General features: G+C 66.0%; 12 protein-coding genes. 8 read left to right on the forward strand and 4 right to left on the reverse strand.

What is annotated here, in order from left to right:
- Positions 1-2 precede the first annotated feature (2 nt).
- The 3 genes from R3P95_RS18515 to R3P95_RS18525 are packed head-to-tail and all read left to right on the forward strand — an operon-like array spanning position 3 to position 4,671.
- The gene (locus R3P95_RS18515) at positions 3-1,523 is read left to right on the forward strand and encodes a DUF2339 domain-containing protein (RefSeq protein ID WP_317549108.1); all 1,521 of its coding nucleotides are present in this window, start codon (positions 3-5) and stop codon (positions 1,521-1,523) included.
- A gap of 11 nt (positions 1,524-1,534) precedes the next feature.
- The gene (locus R3P95_RS18520) at positions 1,535-3,028 is read left to right on the forward strand and encodes a glycosyltransferase (protein ID WP_317549247.1); all 1,494 of its coding nucleotides are present in this window, start codon (positions 1,535-1,537) and stop codon (positions 3,026-3,028) included.
- A complete protein-coding gene (locus R3P95_RS18525) occupies positions 3,025-4,671 on the forward strand; it encodes a glycosyltransferase family 39 protein (protein WP_317549109.1) in 1,647 nt (548 codons plus the stop codon). Before R3P95_RS18520 ends, R3P95_RS18525 begins: the two co-directional genes overlap by 4 nt.
- Before the next feature lie 10 nt (positions 4,672-4,681).
- Here the strand turns inward: R3P95_RS18525 and R3P95_RS18530 are convergent, their stop codons facing one another.
- The 4 genes from R3P95_RS18530 to R3P95_RS18545 all read right to left on the reverse strand — a co-directional run bounded on the left by R3P95_RS18530 (position 4,682) and on the right by R3P95_RS18545 (position 8,696).
- Positions 4,682-5,410 carry an amino acid ABC transporter ATP-binding protein gene (locus tag R3P95_RS18530; protein WP_068047565.1) on the reverse strand — a complete coding sequence of 243 codons (729 nt, stop codon included), beginning with the start codon at positions 5,408-5,410 and terminating at the stop codon, positions 4,682-4,684.
- Between the two features lies 1 nt (position 5,411).
- Positions 5,412-7,220, reverse strand: a complete 1,809-nt coding sequence (locus R3P95_RS18535) for an ABC transporter substrate-binding protein/permease (protein WP_094687327.1) — start codon at positions 7,218-7,220, stop codon at positions 5,412-5,414.
- Positions 7,221-7,369: 149 nt separating this feature from the next.
- Positions 7,370-8,140, reverse strand: coding sequence for an LLM class F420-dependent oxidoreductase (locus tag R3P95_RS18540; protein WP_269596245.1), 771 nt, complete (start codon positions 8,138-8,140; stop codon positions 7,370-7,372).
- Between the two features lie 46 nt (positions 8,141-8,186).
- A complete protein-coding gene (locus R3P95_RS18545; protein ID WP_317549110.1) occupies positions 8,187-8,696 on the reverse strand; it encodes a TIGR04338 family metallohydrolase in 510 nt (169 codons plus the stop codon).
- A gap of 98 nt (positions 8,697-8,794) precedes the next feature.
- Between R3P95_RS18545 and R3P95_RS18550 the strand changes: the two genes are divergently transcribed.
- From R3P95_RS18550 to R3P95_RS18570, 5 genes are read left to right on the forward strand one after another with little or no spacing between them, the layout of a single operon-like run.
- Positions 8,795-9,520, forward strand: coding sequence for an ATP-binding cassette domain-containing protein (locus R3P95_RS18550; protein ID WP_317549111.1), 726 nt, complete (start codon positions 8,795-8,797; stop codon positions 9,518-9,520).
- On the forward strand, positions 9,517-10,263 hold the full coding sequence (locus tag R3P95_RS18555) for an ABC transporter ATP-binding protein (RefSeq protein WP_317549112.1): 747 nt from the start codon (positions 9,517-9,519) through the stop codon (positions 10,261-10,263). Before R3P95_RS18550 ends, R3P95_RS18555 begins: the two co-directional genes overlap by 4 nt.
- Positions 10,260-11,774, forward strand: a complete 1,515-nt coding sequence (locus R3P95_RS18560) for an ABC transporter substrate-binding protein (protein ID WP_317549113.1) — start codon at positions 10,260-10,262, stop codon at positions 11,772-11,774. The genes R3P95_RS18555 and R3P95_RS18560 overlap by 4 nt, the downstream gene beginning before the upstream one ends.
- Positions 11,775-11,777: 3 nt before the next feature.
- Entirely contained in the window at positions 11,778-13,529 is a 1,752-nt protein-coding gene (locus R3P95_RS18565; RefSeq protein WP_317549114.1) for an ABC transporter permease subunit, read from the forward strand.
- Positions 13,526-14,791: an MDR family MFS transporter gene (locus R3P95_RS18570; protein WP_317549115.1), complete on the forward strand. Its 1,266-nt coding sequence runs from the start codon at positions 13,526-13,528 to the stop codon at positions 14,789-14,791. Before R3P95_RS18565 ends, R3P95_RS18570 begins: the two co-directional genes overlap by 4 nt.
- Positions 14,792-14,860 lie beyond the last annotated feature (69 nt).

Here is a 14,860-nt window from a genome sequence, read left to right on the forward strand (position 1 = left end):
ACATGACAGTGGACATCGCCCCGAACACGGGCGCGGAGCCGACCGCGCCGCCTCGGTGGCGAGCACGGCGTCCGCTCGGCATCCTGGTCGTGCGCTGGGTGGTCCTTCTCGCCTGTGTCGTTCTCGCGTTCCTTCCCACCTGGGTGCGGCTGGCGCAGGAGGCGTCCGACGGTGCCATCACCGCGTACATCTTCGTGTTGCCCCTGCTCGCTGTCGTTGCGGCGCAGGGGGTAGCGCGGCGTAGGGCAGACGAGTTGCCCATTCACGACCGGCAGACCGACAACATCGTCGGCGGTATCGGCTTGTTGGTGTCCATCGCGATCAAGGCGCTGTGGCTGCCGCGCTACGCCGACCAGTACGAGCTTGCGCACCTGGATGTCCTTGCAGCGCTGGCATTCTTCTTCGGTGGCGCGATCCTGATGTTCGGACTGCGGCCGGTGGGTCGGTTCTGGTCCGTCTGGCTGTTGCTGCTCGCGTTGAGTCCGCTGGGCTACCGGTTGGTCGCCATCGGTTTGGGCGGAGGCCGTTTCGCTTACGCGGCGGTAATGGTGCTCTTGGCGGGAATAGCCGGTGCCATCGCCGTCGGCCGCACCAGGCGGCGCGGATGGCTCGGGTTCGTCTGCACCGTCGCGTCCGGATTGGCAGTTGCAGCAGCGATGTTGACGGTGTGGCCACAGATCGACATCGTCTGGCTGCAGCTCGTCCCGACCGTCGGCGCGGCAGCAGTCACCGGAAGCGCCTTCTATCTCGCTGCTCGTCGCGGCCGATTCGACGAGCGTCGGCCGCGCCGCCTCGCTGTCCCGACGGCGAAATGGTCGCCGAGCTCGATCGTCGTCGCGATCGTGGCGGCAGCGGTCCTGGCTCTCGTTCCCCTACCCGACCGCACCCCCGTGGCGGCACCGGCGGGACCACCTGGTGCGGCATCTGTTCCCTTGGTTCCGCCGGTCGGTTTCAGCGAGATCGACATCGAGCAATTCGATTGGGTCCGTGCGTTCTTCGGAACTCGAGCCACTCTGACTCGGCAGACGATGCGCGCCGACGAGGGCAATTCCGCCTGGGACCTGCGGTCGAGACCACGGACCGTGGTGGTCGACGTTCTGTCGACGACCAATCGGGCCAGTCTGGCCGTCTATCCGGAGAGCACCCTGTATCGCTTGACCAACACGCGCACGAGCCAACCCCTGACCGTCGATCTCGGACGCGGGGTGACGGGTGCGCTGTACACCTCGGTCAGCGACGCACTGCTGCTCACCTGGACCAAGCTCGTGTTCCAGTGGCAGCGAGGCGATGTGTTCCAACGTGTGACCGTCATCAGCGTCGACAATCACGACCTCGACGCCGCGTTCCCGCAACCGATGCCGTCGATGGCATCGAATCTCGGTACGGCGATCGGCACCTTGCTGCGAGGCAACGCCATCTCCATCGACGACGATCCGGAGTACAAGGATCGTGAGCTGTTGACGACCTTCGGCACCGGACTCGTTCGCCAGCAGTGGGCCCTGGCGGACGGTGCGCCGCTGTGACCACAACTCCCATGGAGAGACGACCGACGCCCCCGCGTGTCGGAACGGAAACCGAAGAGTTCCGAGCAGCTGCGCTCTACGACGCGATCAACGGGTTGGCCGATCGAAATCCGCTGGCGTCGGCCGCAATTGCGTTCGTTCCCTGGCAGAAGTACACGGCGATCGGGGCTGCGCTGTCGCTCCTCGCCTGTGGAGTGTTCGCCCCGGTCGGAACGCTGCTCGCGGTCACGGTCGTCTGCACCATCGGGTATCTGCTGGCGATGATCGACCGCCTACTGCTGTTCTCCCGTGGTCTGGACGCGTCGGCGATCGTCACGGTGACCGACGAGGAAGCCCGAGCCGTTCCCGATGATCGGCTGCCGTACTACACCATTCTGGTTCCGGCGTACGACGAGCCGGAGGTGGTGGGTGACCTCATCGCGGCGATGACCGGACTCGACTATCCCGCCGACAAGCTGCAGGTTCTGTTGCTGCTCGAAGAGGACGACGAGGTCACCATCGAGGCGGCCGCGCGCAGCGGCGTCAGCGATTCGGTGGACGTGGTCCTGGTCCCCGCAGGCGACCCTCGCACCAAGCCGAAAGCATGCAACTACGGATTGCATTTCGCCACCGGGACGATCGTGACGATCTTCGATGCCGAGGATCTGCCCGAGCGACTGCAACTGCGTCGCGTCGTCGCTGCTTTCGAGCGGCTGCCCGACACCGTCGCGTGCGTGCAGGCGAAGTTGGCTTTCCACAACGGTTCTCAGAATCTGCTGACCGGGTGGTTCACCGCGGACTACGCACTGTGGTTCGGGTATCTGCTGCCCGGTCTGATGGCCAGCACCTCGCCGATTCCCCTCGGCGGAACATCCAATCATCTGCGCCGCGATGTCATCGACGAGGTGGGGGCCTGGGACGGCTTCAACGTCACCGAGGACGCCGATCTCGGTGTGCGCATCGCGGCCTCGGGCTACTCGACGGCGGTGCTGGACTCCACCACTCTCGAAGAGGCCAACAGCGATCCGATCAACTGGGTTCGCCAGCGCTCTCGTTGGTACAAGGGCTATCTGCAGACGTGGCTGGTGCACATGCGCAGACCGGTCGCCACGGTTCGTGCCCTCGGCCCGGTCGGCACCTACCGCTTCACCTTGTTGCTCGCGGGAACACCGATCACCGCATGCATCAACATGGTCTTCTGGTTCACCACGGCGGCATGGATTCTCGGCCAGCCGGCATTGGTGGCCGAGCTCTTTCCGCCGTACATCTACTACTTCTCGTTGCTGTCTCTGGTGGTGGGCAACATCGCCACGGTGTACATGTACCTCATCGCGAGCCGAGAGAGCGACAACGCGTACCTGCTCGTTCCCAGCCTCACGATGCCCCTGTACTGGGTGATGATGAGCGTGGCCGCCATCAAGGGGTGTTGGCAGCTGGTTCGCAATCCGTCGTACTGGGAGAAGACGTTCCACGGCCTGTCCGGCCCCGCCGCGCCGCCGCCGGTCGGCGAAGAGCAGAACACGTGAATCGGCGCACCCCCTGGATCGTGTTCGGCAGCGCGCTGGCGGGCTACCTGGCGGTGGGGCTGACTCTGAGCATGCGTTTCGGCTATCTCCTCGGCGACGCATTGTCGCGAACCTCGGCCGCGCAGGCGGTGCTGCTCAGCCGCGATCCGCACGTGTCGGCCATCGGCTTCATCTTCACGCCGTTGACGGCCCTCGCACAGTTGCCCATGGTCGCCTTCGCATCGTGGTGGCCGGCGATCACCCGGTGGAACATCTCGGGCATCGCGGTGTCGGCGGTGTTCATGGCCGGTGCAGTGGTGATGATCCACGGGATCTGCCGAGACCGCGGACTCCCCGGCCGATACAGCCTCCTGGTCACCGTCGTCTTCGCGATCAACCCGATGATCGTCTTCTACGGAGCCAACGGCATGAGCGAGGCAGGCTTCCTGTTCTTCCTCTGCTGGGCTGTACGACGGTTGATTCGATGGATGAACACCGACGACGTTCACGATCTCCTGTTGGCAGGCGTCGCATTGGCTCTCGCCTTCCTCGCTCGCTACGAGGGCGTCGTCCCGATAGCTCTGGCCGCGGTCCTGGTGGCGGTCGTGACGGCTCTTCGTCAGGGCCGGCTGTATTGGAAAAGCATGCGCCGCAGAGCAATTCTGGACGCAGTACTCGTGGCAGGGCCCGGCACGGCAGTGTTTCTGGTGTGGATCAGCACGAGCTGGCTGATCACCGGTGAGGCGCTCGCCCAGCTGTCCTCGAGCTACGGAAACGCCGCAATTCTGACGCAGTCCGGCGGGCCCAGCGGTGACCTGATCGGCACCGGCCTGTTCTCGCTCGGTGCCGTCGTCGTGCTGGGACCGGCGTTGCTGGTGACGCTACCGCTGGCCGCGATGCTGGCGCTGCGTCGCCGAGACCTCGAATTCCTGGTGGCACCACTGCTTTTCGGTGGGGTGCTCGGATTCCAGGCCGCAAGCTACATCACCGGTTCGACGTTCGGCTTCCTGCGATTCTTCATTTGCGCCGTTCCATTGGCCGCAGTCGTTGTGGTGCAACTGTTTCCGGCTTCCGGAGAACGGCCGACCCGGCGCGCAGGGGCCTACCGGCGGCACCGCCCGGTGCTCGCGCCGCTGCGTCCTGCCGCCGCGGCGGTGGCAATGACGGTCTGTGCGCTGGCTCTTCCTGTGACGGGGTGGGCGATGGTGCAGCCGGGTCTGTCCAGTCAGCAATACGCCCTCGGCAGTCTCCTCGACGAGAATCCCCGAGCCGACGATCCCCAGGCGATCGCGGCCCGTCGAGTCATCGATTCCTTCTCCACCGAACGTCGACTGGCGTCGTACCTCGACGGCCAGAACCTACCCGAGGGCTCGATCCTCCTCGACACCGTCTACGGGTTCGCCGTCGTGGCAGCGTCGGAACACCCGAAGCGGTTCGTGGTTCCGTCCGACCTGGACTTCACCGAGATCCTCAACAACCCGGCATCGGCGGGCGTGCAGTATCTGCTGACGGTGCCCAACGAGGGCCGCGGAGTGTCCGACGCGGTCAACCGGCGATATCCGACGATCTACGACAACGGAGCCGACCTGTATCCACTCGTTCTCGAAGTTCCGAACGACGGTGCAGATCAACCGGATTGGCGTCTGTACCGGGTACCGGGCTGACCGACACTCGCTACAGCACCTGCGACAGAAACGTTTTCAGCCGATCGGTGTGCGGATCGTCGAACAACTGCTCCGGCGTTCCGGTTTCGACGGCGCTGCCGTGGTCCATGAACAGCACCCTGTTGGACACCGATCGCGCGAAGCCCATTTCGTGGGTCACCACGACCATGGTCATTCCGCCCTTCGCGAGGTCGGCCATCAGCGCCAGTACGCCTTTCACCAACTCGGGGTCCAGAGCGGAGGTGGCCTCGTCGAAGAACATCACCTCGGGCTTCATGGCCAGGGCCCGGGCGATGGCGACACGTTGCTGTTGCCCACCGGACAGATTGCCCGGACGCGAATCCGCCTTGTCGGTCAGTCCCACCAGCTCGAGCTGATCCATCGCCGCCGCACGAGCCGCCTCCTTGGACAGGCCGAGCAGCTTGCGCGGGCCCAGAGCGATGTTGTCCGCAACGGTCTTGTGCGGAAACAGGTTGAACTGCTGGAACACCATGCCGATGCGCTGACGCAGCTCGTCGGGGTTGTCCTTCAGCACCGACTTGCCGTCGAGCAGGATGTCTCCCTGCTCGGGCTCGTGCAGTCGATTGAGAGCACGCAGCAGAGTCGACTTACCCGAGCCCGACGGTCCGATGACCGTCGTCGTCGTGCCCGCCGGAACGTCGATGCTCACCCCGCGTAGCACCTTGTTGGTACCGAAGGACAGGTGAATGTCCTTGCCTACGAGCGAAACAGAAGTCATGTCAGCCTCTTTCCACGACGACGGCCTGCTCGACCGGGTCCAGCGTCTGCTCGGCCTTGCCGGTGCGCAGTCGCTTGTCGATGTAGTTCACGAGATGGGTGAGCGGCACGGTCAGCACCAGGTAGAACAATCCGGCGGCGACGAGCGGGGACAGATTTCCGGTCTGTGCGTTGAGATCTCGACCGACTGCGAACAGCTCGCGTTGAGTGGCGAGCAGTCCGAGGAAGTAGATCAGCGACGAGTCCTTGATCAGTGAGATGAACTGGTTCATCAGCGCCGGCAGAACGCGTCGGACACCCTGTGGGACGACGACCAGGTTCATCGACCGGCGACGGCTGAAGCCCAGTGCCCGCGCAGCTTCCATCTGACCGGCCTCGACGCTCTGGATGCCGGATCGGAAGATCTCACCGATGTACGCGGCGGCGAGCAGTGACAGTGCCGCGGCACCGAGCCAGTACGGATTGCCGCCGGTCACCCCCTGCACCACCGGTCCGATTCCGAGTCCGATGATCAGAATGATGACCACGGCCGGCAATCCGCGGAAGATGTCGGTGTAGACGCGCGCCGGCCAGCGCAGCCAGCGTGTGCGAGACAGCCCGGCCAGGGCCAGCAACATGCCCAGGACCGTACCGATGATGCCCGACGCCAACGCCAGAATCAGCGTGTTGGGCAGGCCCACCTTGAACAGGTCCGGGATGGCGGACTTGTACAGCGACCAGTCGAAGAACGTATCCCCCAGCTGTGCCAGCGTGGATTTGGGTTGAACGGCAACGGCTTCGGGAGCGTCGGCGTCGTTCTGTGCTGCGATGGCAGCGAAGTCGGGTAGCTCGGGCTCGGGGGCGGCCTTGCTGCCGGGCTTGAAGCCGTCGGGCAGCTCGCGTGGAACCCAGTCGGAGTACAGGGTCGCCCAGGTGCCGTCGGCGATCACCGCATCGAGCCCGGAGTTCAGCGCGTCGATCAGCGGCTGATTGTCGCGAGCGACGGCCCAGCCGACGAAGTTGTTCAGCGAGAACGTGTTCTGCGTGATCGCGGTGCCGTCTTCCGGCTTGACCAAGCCTTCCGCCTGTTGGGACGGGGCCACCCAGGCGTCGATCTGCCCGGTGCGCAGGTTCGCGTACGCGGTGTTGTAGTCCGGGAACTTCACCGGATCGAGGCCGAGCGTGTTCACCACGTAGTCGTCCTGCACGGTGCCCTGCACCACGCCGATCCTGCTGCCTGCGTTCAGGTCCTCGAACCTGGTGATCGGACCGCCGGTGGTGGCCACGAGGGAGAAGTAGCCGAAGTCGTATCCGTTGGTGAATCCGACGGTGTTGCGTCGCTCGTCCGTCGTCGTGATCGAGGACGACCCGACGTCGAAGCGGCGGCCCGCAACCTGCGCGAGCAGACCCGAGAACTCGGTGCCCGAGAAGTTGATCTGCAGACCGAGCTTCTCGGCGACAGCCTTCAGCAACTCGTTGTCGTACCCGGTGTACTGACCGGCCGAGTCCAGGCAGATGCTCGGCGGCGCATCGGACAGGGTTCCGACGGTCAGCACTCCCGGCGTCGCCAATCCGAGGGACGCGGTGTCGATCCGGTCCAGCGGGGTGACATTGTCCGTCGTGTACCTGTCCTCCGTCGCGGCCGCTGCGGCGGCGTCGAAGTTCGTCGGGGTGGACGACGCACTGTCGACTCCGGGAGGGGCGCACAGGTCGGTCGGACCTGCCGCCGCCTGATCATCGGAATTCGACGTGCCACACGCGGCGAGCGTGAGGGCCATCAACAGTCCGAGAACGAGAACCACGAGCGCGCGTGAGGCGCGTACGGCAACCATGTACAAAACCCTAAGCGGACCAGGGCCCACTCACCCAAACGCGCCACGCGCAAGGGTTTCGCTCAGCGAACTGGAGTGGGCTGCGTAACTGGTCGTTCCGCAGGCTCCACTCCTGCGTAACTGGTCGTTCCGCAGGCTCCACTCCTGCCCTACTTGTGCGCGTCCCGCCACGCGATGGCCTGGCCCAGTTCGGCCAGGTCGTACTCGGGTCCGTTGACGCCGACGGTGAACAGGGTGGCTCCGGCGTCGACGAAGTCCTGGGCGGTGTCCGCTCCCGGCCACGCGACCGAGCGGGTGATGACCGAGACGTCGCGTCCGACGGTGGTGCCGTGCTCGGCGAGGATCTCGGACTTGCGCTTCAGCGCCTCGAGGTCGGCGAAGCTGTGCCAGATGTGCGCGTATTCGGCCACCATCTTCAGGGTCTTCTTCTCTCCGCCGCCGCCGATGAGGATCGGGATGTCGCGGGTCGGTGCCGGATTTCCGACGTCCAGTCGGTGGCGGATTCTGGCGAGGCTCTCTTTCAGCAAGGCCAGTCGCGAACCGGCCGTGCCGAACTCGTACCCGAAGTTGTCGTAGTCCTTCTCGTTCCAGCCGGCGCCGATGCCGAGGATCAGTCGGCCGCCACTGATGTGGTCGACGGTGCGTGCCATATCGGCCAACAGGTCCGGATTGCGGTAACCGCCGCCGGTGACGAGTGCGCCGATCTCGACGTTCGACGTCTGCTCGGCCCAGGCCCCCAGCATCGTCCAGCACTCGAAATGCGCGCCGTCGAGGTCGCCGTACAGCGGATAGAAGTGGTCCCAGTTGAAGACGATGTCGACGCCCGCATCCTCCGAGCGCAACACCGCGTCGCGGATCAACTGATAGTCGGGAGCGTGCTGGGGCTGAAGCTGAACACCGATCTTGACGGTCATGGACATCTCCTCGTCGTGTGGGCTGCGTCTCCCATGATGCACCCGAACGGCATCAGCCGATGCGGACGCCGCTCTCGGCCATCATCGCGCGCAGTACGAACCCGGCCTCCGAGCCGACGATCTCGCCGACGAGAGTGATGTAGCGGTCGACGAATGCGCCGCCGTGCTGCTCCTCGTTCTCGTCGGCGAAGTGGTGCGCGAGCTCGTGCAACACCACCAGTTCCCGCAACGCCCACGCCCTGTTGCCCCGATGCAGGGGCACCGCGATGGTGGCGGTGTCCGATTCGTAGTGCGCCGCAGCCGAACCCGATCGGGCTCGGACGGTGACCACACGACCGGCATCGGGCCACGTTGCGGCAACCCAATCCAGAGCGAGCACCGCATCGACATATGCCTGCACCGAGTCGATGGAGGCAAACTTGCGCTCGATAGGCAGCGTGATCTGCGAACCCATCACCTGCACCATGCGAAGGTCCCGCTCCTCGGCGCGATCGAACATGGTGCGAACCAGTTGTTCTGCGTCGTAGACGGCCGCTCGTTGCGCGTCCCTCGCCCTGCTCATTCGGTCAGCCTAATTTGTGTCGTCCTCCCGACTCGCCTACAGTCGTCTATCGACAACGATTGTCGAAGTCGTTCCCATTTCTATCCTCAGGAGAATCCGTGCTCGCCGTCGATGACCTCTGCATCGACGCCGGACGCGCGCGGATCGTCCGGAACGTGTCCTTCGAGATTCCCGACGGCCGACGCCTGGGCCTGCTCGGCGCGTCCGGATCAGGAAAGTCGCTGATCGCGTCGGCGTTGGTCGGAGCGCTCCCGCCGGGCATCACCTGCACCGGCCGCATCGTCGTCGACGGCCACGGCGTCGCCGGAGTTCCGACGCCCCGCCGGCCACGCCCCGCCCGTCCGGCGATGGTCTTCCAGGATTCGGCCACCGCACTGAACCCGATGGTCACCGTCGGCAAGCAACTCCGCACACCCGACGCCTCCGCGCTGCTCGAGCGCGTGGGTCTGCGCGACACCGAACGCATCCTGGCCTCGCACCCGCTCGAGCTGTCCGGTGGGCAGCGTCAACGCGTCTGTATCGCAGTCGCATTGGCGCGTGAGAGTCCGCTGGTGATCGCGGACGAGCCCACGACGGCCCTCGACGTGATCAGTCAGGCGCGGGTGCTCGACGCTCTCCGTGAGGTTGCGTCGCTGCTGCTGATCACGCACGACATCGCCGTCGCCGCGCAGCTGTGCGATCACCTGATGGTTCTCGACTCGGGCAAGGTCGTCGAATCCGGTTCCACGGCAGCAATTCTCGACAGGCCCGAATCCGATCTCGTGGTGCGCATGCTCGATCGGGCTCGCGCCGCCGATCCGTTTCGTCAGCTGGTCGCGCCATGACGGGCTTGGTGGCCACGGACATCACGCGCACCTACGTACGGCACGGCTCTTCTCGTACCGCGCTGGACGCTGTCTCGTTCACGCTGCCACCGGCCGGTCGCATTGCCGTGGTCGGCGAATCCGGTTCGGGGAAGACGACGTTGCTGCGCATGCTGTTGGCGCTGGATGTGCCCTCCGAAGGGGCCATCGAATTGGACGCCCGCACAGTACGTCCGGGTTCCGCGCGATCGCTTCGGTGGTTTCGCAGACTCGTGCAGTACGTACCCCAGGATCCGGCCACCAGCCTCGATCCACGCCGCAGTGTGCTGGATCTGGTGGCGACGCCGCTTCGACTTCTGGGCGTCGACGGCGATCATCGAGCCAAAGCAGGTGCCGCAGTCGCCGCTGTCGGGCTGGACGAGCGTTATCTGCAACGCCGACCGACGGAACTGTCCGGTGGTCAGAATCAACGCGTCGCCATCGCGCGCGCGGTGGCATGTGAACCGCAGTATCTGCTGGCGGACGAGCCGGTCAGTGGGCTGGACCCGGATCTGCGTGAGCAGGTCCTCGCAGTCCTGGCCGGACTGCCCAGCGCGTTGCTGATCGTGAGCCACGACCTGTCTGCAGTCGCTCGACTCTGCAGCGACGTATCGGTGATGCACGACGGCCGAATCGTCGAAACCGGCAGCGTACGAGGCATTCTCACCGAACCACAGCACTCCTACACCCGAGACCTGATCGACGCCGTACCCCGGCTTGCATGACCACCACAGGAGATCCATTGACCACCACTCTGTTGTCTACCAACGTGTTCCGTATCGGCGCCCTGGCAGCGGTAGGTGCCCTCACACTCACCGGCTGCTTCTCTTCGGGTGCCGCCGACGACACCGCAGATCGAGCCCGCGTGGCGATGCTGCAACCACCACGATCGGGGCTGTCGCAGTTCAGCGATGATGCCTTCAAGCTGTCGCGCTGGTCCACCGCCGAAACCCTCGTCACCCTCGATGATCTCGGCGACACCGAGCCCGCGCTGGCCACCGCCTGGAATCGCGTCGACGACCGGACCTGGAGTTTCGACCTCCGGCCCGACGTGAGGTTCCACAACGGTGCGCCACTCGACTCCGCCGCAGTTGTCACCGCACTGACTGCTGCCACTACCGCCGCGCCGAAGCCGCGCATCCTCGACGGTGTCGAGCTGACGGTGACCGCCACCGACGACGACACGGTGGAGGTGGCGACCGAGGACATCGATCCGCTCGTGCCGCAACGCCTCTCGAGCCCGCAGCTCGCCATCCTTGCGCCCGAGGCCTATTCCGCCGGCGGCAGCAACCCCGTCGGAACCGGCACCGGACCTTTCGTGCTCACCGCAGTGAACGGCACGTCCAGCGCCACGCTGGACCGCAACGAGAACTACTGGGGTGAGCCCGCGAAGCTCGCCGGCATCGACGTCGACTTCGTGCCCGACGGTACGGCCCGCGCAGCAGCGCTACGTAACGGCACCGCCGATGTGGTGGAGGCGATTCCGGTGTCGCAGGCCGCCAACATCGACCAGTCGCTGGTGCACGAGGTTCCGATGCCGCGCACCAACACCCTGTACCTGAACACGTCGTCCGGAGTGTTCGCGGACCCCGCCATGCGCGCCGCCGCACGGGAGTCGGTGGACAAGGATCGTCTGGTCGAGCAGGTGTACGAGGGTCGCGCCGACGCCGCGAACGGACTGCTCGGCCCCGCGCTGCCGTGGGCGGCGGACCGTCCGGCGCGCACCGAGACCCCGGCGGGCGATGCCACCGGCAAGAAGATCACCCTCGCCACGTTCACCGACCGCGCCGAACTTCCCGAGGTCGCCGTGCTGCTGCAGCAGGAACTCGAGGCGAAGGGCTTCGTGGTCGAGCAGGTGGTGCGCGAATACCAGTTCATCGAAACCGACGCGCTCAGTGGTGCATTCGATGCCTTCATCCTCTCCCGCGCCACCGTCCTCGACTCCGGTGACCCGGTGGCATACATGTACTCCGACTTCGCCTGCGAGGGATCGTTCAACATCTCCCAGTTCTGCGACCCGCAGGTCGACGCGGCGCTGGCTGATGCCTCGGCCACCGAACCCGGAGACGACCGCCGCGCCGCGATCCTGGACGCCGAGAAGCTCATCCTGGAGAAGGATGCGGCCGTGCCGATGCTGCACGAACGCGTCATCCAGGGTGAATCCGAAGGCCTCACCGGTGTCGCCCGCGATCCGCGGGAACGCATGCTCATCACCAACCAGACCGCCTTCGAGTAAGCAGTGAGAACAGCGGTCTCGCGGCTGGTTGCCGTCGCCGGTGTGGTCCTGATCGTCGGGATGCTGCCGTGGCTGTCGAACCGCGATCCGGCACTGAGCATTCTGCGGGCCCGCTCGGCCGAACAGGAAGCAACCCCCGAGGCCCTGGCGGCCATTCGCCGCGACCTCGGTCTCGATGCCGGGCCGCTGCGGATGTTCTGGGACTGGCTCACCGGCATCGCGTCGGGCAATCCCGGAACATCGTGGAACACCGGCAAGCCCGTACTGCCCGGTGCCCTGGATGCATTGACGGTCTCGCTCACCCTCATGGGCTTCGCGATGCTGGTTGCGGTCGTCACGGCCGCCCTGGTCGTGCTTCCCAGCGTGCGGGCGGGGTTGCGTGGCACCCCGAAGCGAACCGGGGGTGGCGTCGCCGCAGCGCTCACGTCGATGCCGGAGTTTCTGCTCGCGTCGGTGCTGGTCCTCGTCGGAGCCGTGTGGTTGTCGTTCCCGGCGTACGGCTGGAACGGCCCGGAGTACGCGGTGTTGCCTGCACTCGCGCTCGGGTTGCCTGCAGGCGGGCTGATCGGACGCCTTCTCGCCGACGCGATCGCCGTCACCTTCACCGAGGGGTGGGTCATCACGTGGACGGTCGCAGGCTTCTCGCGGCGGCAGATCGCCGGTGCGGTTCTGCGCCGTGCCCTCCCCGGGCTCGCATCGCAGATCGGGCTGATCATGGTCGCCATGACCGGTGGCGCAGTGGCCGTCGAAAAGGTCTTCGCCATACCGGGATTGGGCCGCACCACTCTCGGTGATGCGCAATCACAGGATCTTCCCGCCCTGCAGATCGACATCATCCTTCTGCTGGCTGTCAGCGCCGTTCTCGGGATCACGGCAGAATTGGCTCGACGGCTACTGCTCGGCAGCGCCCTGCACGAGAAGGCGATGCCCATCCCGTCCGGCGTGTTCCACCCGTCACCGCGGCGTTGGGTGGTGCCGATCGCTGCGGCGTCGGTCCTGCTGACCATGGTCGTGGCCGGACTGCCACGCGACGGCCAGGCGACGACGCGGGAGAAGTTCGCGGCGCCATCATCGGCCCACCCCTTCGGTACGGACGCGTCGGGCCGAGATCTGTTGGCCCGCGTCGCCGACGGCGCACTGCGCTCCATCGGACTCTCGCTCGCGGTGACGTTCGCGGCCCTGGTGGTCGGCGTGCTGCTGGGACTGATTCCGCGGGCCTCGCGAGGTCTGGTGGAGGTCACCAATGCGGCACCGCCCGTCGTCACCGGCATTCTCATCGCGGCGATCTGGGGTCCGAGTGCAGGCGGGGCGGCCGTTGCCGTTCTCATCGTCACGTGGGCTCCGCTCGCCGCGCACACTGCCGCTCTGGTCGAGGAGACTCGTGCTCGGCCGTACATCTCCATTCTGCCGACACTCGGGGCAGGCAATGCGCGAATCCTGTTCGGATCCATCGTGCCCAGCGTCGTTCCGGTAGTGCTGCGGCACGCCATGATTCGGCTTCCCGGTGTCGCTCTTGCTCTCGCGGCCCTCGGATTCCTCGGCCTCGGTCCGCAACCCCCCACTGCGGATTGGGGATTGATACTGTCCGACGGGGTCGCCGCCGTCGAACGGGCACCGTGGGTCACCGCCGCTCCCCTCGCGTCCTTGATCGCACTCGCCGTTCTCGCAGTCTCACTCGCCGGTGCCACCTCGGGGCGTGTGCGCAAGACCGGTAGCGTCATCGAGAAAGTCGACGCAGGAGGGCGCAGTACGTGAGCACGAGGACCGACGGATCGCCGACGCGATGGCGGTGGTCGTTTCTGGTCGATCTGCGACGGGCCACCCCCACCGTCCGCTTGCTCGTCCTCACCCAAATGACCTTCAACATCGGCTTTTTCATGGTGTTGCCCTATCTGTCGGTGCATCTGACGAGCGACCTCGGGCTCGGTGCCGCGCTCGTCGGAGTGGTTCTCGGAATCAGAACCTTCTCGCAGCAGGGACTGTTCTTCGTCGGTGGCACCCTCGCCGATCGGTGGGGTATCAAGCCGGTCGTCCTCGTCGGTTGTGTTCTGCGGGTGCTGGGATTTGTCGGTCTCGCCTTCGCCGATTCTCTGCCTGCCGTGTTGATCGCCACGGTGATGGTGGGATTTGCAGCCGCATTGTTCTCCCCTGCAGTCGAATCCGCAGTGGCGATCGAGGCGGGCAAGAGCGAACGCGACGGCGGACCCACGCGCGTGGAGAGCTTCGCGCTGATGTCGGTGTGCAGCCAGATCGGCTCCTTCACCGGCCCGCTCGTCGGATCGGTGTTGCTGCTCGTCGATTTCAGGATCGCGTGCCTCGTGGCCGCGGCAATCTTCGTTCTGGTCGTCGCCGCTCACGTGCGGTGGCTGCCGCGTGAGCGCGGCGAACATCGCGACGACCCATGGCTCTCGGGCTGGACCGACGTGGTGCGCAACCGAACCTTCGTGCTGTTCGCGGTGGCGATGAGCGCGCAGTTGGTGGCCTACAACCAGCTGTACCTGCTGCTGCCACTCGAGGTCGAACGCGCCTGGGGCTCGCAGACCGTGCTGGGGTGGTTCTTCGCGATCTCTGCAGTACTCGTGGTGGCAGCGCAACTGCCCATCACCCGACGCGTCGCCGCGGTATCACCGAGGATCACGCTGCCGATCGGATTCGCCGTCATGGCAGTTTCTTTCGCCCTGGTCGCGGCATTCAGTCCCTTCGAGTTGGAAGGTCTGGTCGGTCTCGTCCCGGCCGCCCTGTTCGTGCTGCTGCTGGCACTGGGGCAGATGATCGCCATGCCGCAGGCCAGGGATCTGGTGCCGCGTATGGCCGCCGAACGTCGACTGGGCTCGTACTACGGATTCATGGCCTCGCTCGGGGGCATCGGAGTGCTCATCGGATCGACCGCACTCGGTGTGGTGATCGACGCCTCCCCCGACACCGGCTGGGGCGCAGCCATCCCATGGCTGGTCGCGGCCCTGTTCCCCATCGCCAGTGTCATCGGACTGCGCGTGGTGCTCGCTCGCCTCGACTGACCTGACCCGCCGCCCCCAAGCCCGCCGCCCCTGAGCCCCCGTCGCCCCCGAGTCCCCGCAAATGCGCGC

Origin of the sequence: Rhodococcus cercidiphylli, from assembly GCF_033042225.1 — a bacterium.
Lineage (GTDB): Bacteria > Actinomycetota > Actinomycetes > Mycobacteriales > Mycobacteriaceae > Rhodococcoides.

Excerpts from the sequence above, each read along its gene's own strand:
- R3P95_RS18515 (WP_317549108.1), top strand. The coding sequence starts at position 3 with ATGACAGTGGACATCGCCCCGAACACGGGCGCGGAGCCGACCGCGCCG.
- R3P95_RS18520 (WP_317549247.1), top strand. The coding sequence starts at position 1,535 with ATGGAGAGACGACCGACGCCCCCGCGTGTCGGAACGGAAACCGAAGAG.
- R3P95_RS18530 (WP_068047565.1), bottom strand. The coding sequence starts at position 5,410 with ATGACTTCTGTTTCGCTCGTAGGCAAGGACATTCACCTGTCCTTCGGT.
- R3P95_RS18535 (WP_094687327.1), bottom strand. The coding sequence starts at position 7,220 with ATGGTTGCCGTACGCGCCTCACGCGCGCTCGTGGTTCTCGTTCTCGGA.
- R3P95_RS18540 (WP_269596245.1), bottom strand. The coding sequence starts at position 8,140 with ATGTCCATGACCGTCAAGATCGGTGTTCAGCTTCAGCCCCAGCACGCT.
- R3P95_RS18545 (WP_317549110.1), bottom strand. The coding sequence starts at position 8,696 with ATGAGCAGGGCGAGGGACGCGCAACGAGCGGCCGTCTACGACGCAGAA.
- R3P95_RS18555 (WP_317549112.1), top strand. The coding sequence starts at position 9,517 with ATGACGGGCTTGGTGGCCACGGACATCACGCGCACCTACGTACGGCAC.
- R3P95_RS18560 (WP_317549113.1), top strand. The coding sequence starts at position 10,260 with ATGACCACCACAGGAGATCCATTGACCACCACTCTGTTGTCTACCAAC.